At 67.4% G+C, this 5256-nt stretch carries 7 protein-coding genes; all 7 read left to right on the top strand.

Annotated features, from left to right (window positions below):
- The coding region (locus GH737_RS12715; protein ID WP_155265175.1) for a bifunctional diaminohydroxyphosphoribosylaminopyrimidine deaminase/5-amino-6-(5-phosphoribosylamino)uracil reductase RibD at positions 1–739 on the top strand (739 nt) is incomplete at its 5' end.
- 9 nt (positions 740–748) lie between these two features.
- Positions 749–1357, top strand: coding sequence for a riboflavin synthase (locus GH737_RS12710; RefSeq protein WP_155265174.1), 609 nt, complete (start codon positions 749–751; stop codon positions 1355–1357).
- Between the two features lie 52 nt (positions 1358–1409).
- Positions 1410–2693, top strand: coding sequence for a 3,4-dihydroxy-2-butanone-4-phosphate synthase (gene ribB / locus GH737_RS12705; RefSeq protein ID WP_155265173.1), 1284 nt, complete (start codon positions 1410–1412; stop codon positions 2691–2693).
- A gap of 4 nt (positions 2694–2697) precedes the next feature.
- Entirely contained in the window at positions 2698–3120 is a 423-nt protein-coding gene (gene ribH, locus GH737_RS12700; protein WP_155265172.1) for a 6,7-dimethyl-8-ribityllumazine synthase, read from the top strand.
- A gap of 31 nt (positions 3121–3151) precedes the next feature.
- Positions 3152–4045, top strand: a complete 894-nt coding sequence (locus tag GH737_RS12695) for a DMT family transporter (RefSeq protein WP_230558801.1) — start codon at positions 3152–3154, stop codon at positions 4043–4045.
- Between the two features lie 6 nt (positions 4046–4051).
- Positions 4052–4705 (top strand): COQ9 family protein, encoded by a 654-nt coding sequence (locus tag GH737_RS12690; protein WP_155265170.1) that lies wholly within the window; start codon positions 4052–4054, stop codon positions 4703–4705.
- A gap of 42 nt (positions 4706–4747) precedes the next feature.
- A partial coding sequence (locus tag GH737_RS12685) for a c-type cytochrome (protein WP_155265169.1) occupies positions 4748–5256 on the top strand: 509 nt, incomplete at its 3' end.

The following is a 5256-nucleotide window of genomic DNA, read 5'->3' as shown; positions in this document are numbered from 1 at the left end:
GAGCGATCGCGGACCCGCGTGCACCGACCTGCTGCTCGAATTGCAGCCCACGCGCGTGATGATCGCGCTCAAGGACCCCGATCCGCGCACCTCGGGCAAGGGCATCCGCCGCCTGCGCCGCGCGGGCATTGAGGTGACGCTCGGGGTCGAGCGCGAAGCCGCGCGCCGGTCGCTGTCGGGCTGGCTGACGCGGCTCGAGCTCGGTCGTCCGCGAATAACGCTCAAGCTCGCGCTGTCGATCGACGGCAAGATCGCGCTGCCGTCGGGCGAATCGAAGTGGATCACAGGCGAGGACGCACGCCGCCACGTCCATCTCGAGCGCGCCCACAGCGACATGATCCTCGTCGGCCGCGGAACCTACCTGGCCGACGAGCCCAGGTTGGACGTCCGTCTTCCGGGACTCGAGGAGCGCTCGCCGAGACGAGCCCTGCTGACCCGAGGCGAAGCGGTCGACGGCTGGGAAATCCTGAGAAATCCGACAGATGTGTGCGGGCTTCATGACGTCAACGACCTGCTCGTCGAAGGCGGCTCGGCGACGGCGACGGCCTTCCTGAGCGACGATCTGGTGGATCGCATCCTCATCTACCGCGCGCCGATCATCGTCGGCGAAGGCAAATCGAGCTTCGGCTATGTCGGGCTCGAGGCGATCGCCGATGCGCACGGCCGCTGGGATCTCGTTGACGAGCAAAGGCTCGGCGTCGACCGCCTCGAAGTTTACGAGCGGGTGAGGGCGGACTAAGCCGCGGCCATGTTCACCGGGATCGTCACCGACGTCGGCACCGTCCGCACCGCCGAGCAGCGCGGCGACCTGCGTCTGGTGATCGCTTGCTGCTATGACATGGACAGCGTCGACCTCGGCGCCTCGATCGCCTGCTCGGGGGTCTGCCTGACGGTCGTCGACAAGGGCGACGACTGGTTTGCAGTGGACGTCTCGGGCGAGACTCTGTCGAAAACCGCCGCGGACCACTGGCGCGAGGGCGCGCGGCTCAACCTCGAGCGGTCGCTGCGCCTCGGCGACGAAATCGGCGGCCATATCGTCACGGGCCATGTCGACGCTGTCGGCAGCGTCGTCGGCATTTGCCCGGAAGGCGATTCGAAGCGGGTCGGGATCGGCATCCCGCGCGCCCTCGGAGCGATGGTCGCGGCGAAGGGCTCGGTCGCGCTCGACGGCGTGTCGATGACCGTCAACGAGGTCCGCGACGCCGAAGACGGAACGACGCACTTCTCGGTGAACCTGATTCCGCACACCGCCGAGCACACCACACTCGGCGAACTTGCCGCTGAGCGACAGCTCAATGTCGAAGTCGACGTATTGGCGCGGTATATCGAGCGAATGATGGCGGTGCGATCACAGTAGGAACATATCTGTTCCTACTTTTCATCACATTGTGATGTGATACATGGCGCGGGTGAGCACTACGTTGATCGACCGCCTCGAAGCCATCGTCGCGACCGGCGAAGTGAGCCGTGCCGGCCTCGCCCGCGCCGCCGGGCTCCACCCCAATTCGCTCCGCAAGCTCGGCCAGCCCGACTGGAATCCCACCGCCGAGACTCTCGGTCGCCTCGAAAAGCTCATCCAGCGCGGGACAGCCGAGGTCCTGGTCGGTCCCGAAGAAATCATCAACGAGGCGCGCAACGGCCGCATGTTCATCCTCGTCGACGATGAGGATCGTGAGAACGAGGGCGACCTCGTCATTCCGGCGCAGATGGCGACTCCGGACGCAATCAACTTCATGGTCCGCCACGGCCGCGGGCTCGTCTGCCTCGCGTTGACCAAGGACCGTGCCGACCAGCTCGGCCTTGAGCCGATGACCCGGACCAACCGCAGCCGGATGGAGACCGCCTTCACCGTCTCGATCGAGGCGAGCGACGGAATCAGTACCGGCATCAGCGCCGCAGATCGCGCGCGCACGATCGCCGTGGCAATCGATGCCTCCCACGGCCCCGAAGCGATCGTTTCCCCTGGACACGTCTTCCCCCTCGTCGCCCGGGCCGGCGGCGTGCTGGTGCGCGCCGGGCACACCGAGGCCGCCGTCGACGTCGCCAGGCTCGCCGGACTCAACCCGTCGGGCGTGATCTGCGAGATCCTGCGCGAGGACGGGACGATGGCGCGGCTCGACGACCTGATGGACTTCGCGCGGGCGCACGGCCTCAAGATCGGCACGATCCGCGACCTCATCGCCTACCGTTTGCAGAAGGACCATCTGGTCGAGCGGGTCGCGATCTGTCCCTTCGCGGCCAACAGCGGCGCGAAGTGGCAGGCACAGGTCTTCCGCGACAAGTCGAGCGGCGAGGAGCAGCTCGCGCTGGTCCACGGAACGCTCGACAGTTCGAAGCCGGTGCTGGTGCGGATGCACAGCCTCGACCTGTTCGCCGATTTGTTCGGAGAGAAAGGGCCCAAGGCCGGCCTTCTCCACGGCGCGATGCGAATGATCGAGGAGGCGGGCTCGGGCGTTGTCGTCACCCTTCACGCCGCAGCGCCGGGCTCCCTGTCGCGATCGATCGACCTGCGTTCCGGCAAGCCGGCGGAGGTCGGCGATGCGGTGCGCGGCTACGGCACCGGCGCGCAGATCCTCGCGGCGCTTGGGATCCATGACATGATCTTGCTGTCGAACACCCGGCACGCGCCGGTCGGGCTTTCCGGATACGGCCTGGCGATCATCGAGGAACGGCCGATCGAGGTGGAGGAATAGGGATTTGTCGACATTTCTTCTGGTCGAGGCGCGCTTCTACCCGCACCTCAACGACATGCTGCTCGACGGCGCGCGGAGGGCGATCGAATCGGCCGGCCACAAGCACGAGACGCTGACCGTCCCGGGCGCCCTCGAGCTTCCAGGAGCGATCGCGCTTGCGGCGCGCAGCGGGCGCTTCTGCGCCTTCGTCGCGCTCGGGGTCGTGATCCGCGGCGACACCTATCACTTCGAAGTCGTCTCGAACGAAAGCGCACGCGGGATCATGGACCTGACGCTCCAGGGCTACGCGATCGGAAACGGCATCCTCACGCTCGACAATGAGGATCAGGCCGTCGCCCGCTGCGACCCCGGCCGGTTCGACAAGGGCGGCGCCGCGGCACGCGCGGCGATCGCGCTCTACGAGCTCCGGGCCAAATACGCGCCCTAGATTCCTGCGGCATCGCCGCTATGCGCGCCCGGTGACTCAGCACAAGGTCCACCGCCTCGCCTTCCCCTCGCTGTTGCTCGGCAATCTCGCGCTGGCGTTCGGTCCGTGGCTGGTGCGGCTTGCGGACGTCGGGCCGGTTGCGACCGGCTTCTGGCGGCTGGCGCTTGCGCTTCCTTTCTTGCTGCTGGTCGGCCGAATCGCGGGTCAGCCGGCGCACTGGCCGCGGCGCGGACTGATCGCCACCGTCGCGATCGCGGCCATCTTCTATTCGCTCGACCTTGCCGCGTGGAACGCCGGCATTCTCATGACCAAGCTCGGCAATGCGACCCTGTTCGGCAATTCGGGGAGTTTCGTCTTCGCGGTCTACGGTCTGATCCTGGTGCACCGCGCGCCGTCGCTGAAACAGAGCCTGGCCCTGCTCCTCGCGCTCGGCGGGGCCGCTTTGCTGATGAGCAGCAGCTACGAGCTCAGCCCGAAGAATTTCGCCGGCGACCTGCTGACCCTCGTCGCCGGCCTGTTCTACGGCGGATACCTGATCTTCGTCGAGCGCGGCCGGACCGAGCTACAGCCGATGCCGCTGTTGATCCTCGCGACCAGCTTCTCGGTGCCGGTCCTGCTGTTCATCAGCCTTGTCCTCGGAGAGACGATCTGGCCGCACGACTGGGCGCCGCTCCTGATCTTCGCCCTGTCGAGCCAGGTCCTGGGCCAGGGACTGCTGGTCTATTCGATCGGCACGCTGCCGCCGCTGGTCGTCGGGCTCGCGCTCCTGACCCAGCCGGCAATTTCGGCCGCGATTGGCTGGTTCGCCTATCGCGAGACGCTGTCGGCGGCAGATGCGGCCGGTGCCGTCGCGATCGCGGCCGCGCTGGTTCTCGTTCGGCTGCCCGATCGGGGCTTGCGTCCGCTGCCCGAGCCGCCCAGTTGAGCTTGCATGGCTGATCCCAGTCCTCTCGAACTGCTTCGCCGGCGGCTGGCGCTCGCGGTCGGCGAGAACGCCGTGTTCGACGGCTGGACACGGCAGGCGGTCGATTCCGCCGCGCAGCAGCTCGGCATCGACCCCGTCCAGGCGCGGCTCGCCATGCCCAAGGGCCAGGCGGCCATGATCGACGTATACATCCAGGAGGTCGACCGCGGCCTCGAGGCTTATTTCACGCCCGAGCGGCTCGCTCCGCTCAAGATCCGCGAGAAGATCCGCGCTCTGGTGTGGCGCAGGCTCGAGATCATGGAGCCGGCGCGCGAAGCGGCAAGGCGCGCGCTCGCGATCCTCGCCATGCCGCAGAACTTGCCGCTGGCGCTGCGCATCTCGTGGCGGACGGCGGACGCGATGTGGCGTATCGCGGGCGATGCCAGCACGGACTTCAACCACTATACCAAGCGCATGACTCTCGGCGCGGTTTACGGCTCGACGCTGCTGGTCTGGCTCAACGACAACAGCGAAGGCTGGACCGAAACCGCCGGCTTCCTCGACCGGCGCATCGACGACGTGATGAAGATCGAGAAAATGAAGGCCGAGTGGCGCGGCTCGTCCGACCAGCGGCTGAGCGTGTCGCGCTTCCTTGGGCGACTGCGCTACCCGCCCCGCTAGGCAGCTATTGATAATCATTCGCAGGAGAGCTACGCCGCGCTGATGCCGCGCCGCCTCCTAGCCTTGCTCAGCCTGCTCGCACTCTTCTGGGTCACTCCCGCTTTCGCGGCGCAGCCTCCGGACGTGCAGACCGCGTGGCAGCTGCTCGACTATATGGCGGTCGACTATGGCGGCGCGGTCGGGAACGGCAAGGTCGTCAGCGCGTCCGAATATGCCGAGATGCGCGAGTTTTCGGGCGCCGTCTCAGAGAAACTCGCAGCGCTCCCCGCGAAACCCGCGAAGACGAAGCTGGTCGCGCAAGGTGATGCGCTGCGGGCGCTGATCGATCGCAAGGCAGCACCCGATCAGGTCGCTGCCGCCGCGCGCAAGCTCGGCGCCGATTTGCTTGCCGCTTATCCGGTGCCCCTCGGCCCTCGTAAGGCACCCGACCTGGCGCGCGGGGCGGCGCTCTTCCAGCAGGATTGCGCGAGCTGCCACGGGGCGACGGGCCACGCGGACACGCCCATGGCGCGGCAACTCGACCCGCCCCCGATCGCCTTTGCCGACCGGAG

This window comes from Sphingomonas segetis (assembly GCF_009720245.1).
Classification (GTDB): Bacteria; Pseudomonadota; Alphaproteobacteria; order Sphingomonadales; family Sphingomonadaceae; genus Sphingomicrobium; species Sphingomicrobium segetis.
The sequence above is the reverse complement of the archived record's forward strand: the minus strand, read 5'-3'. Positions and strand labels throughout refer to the sequence as shown.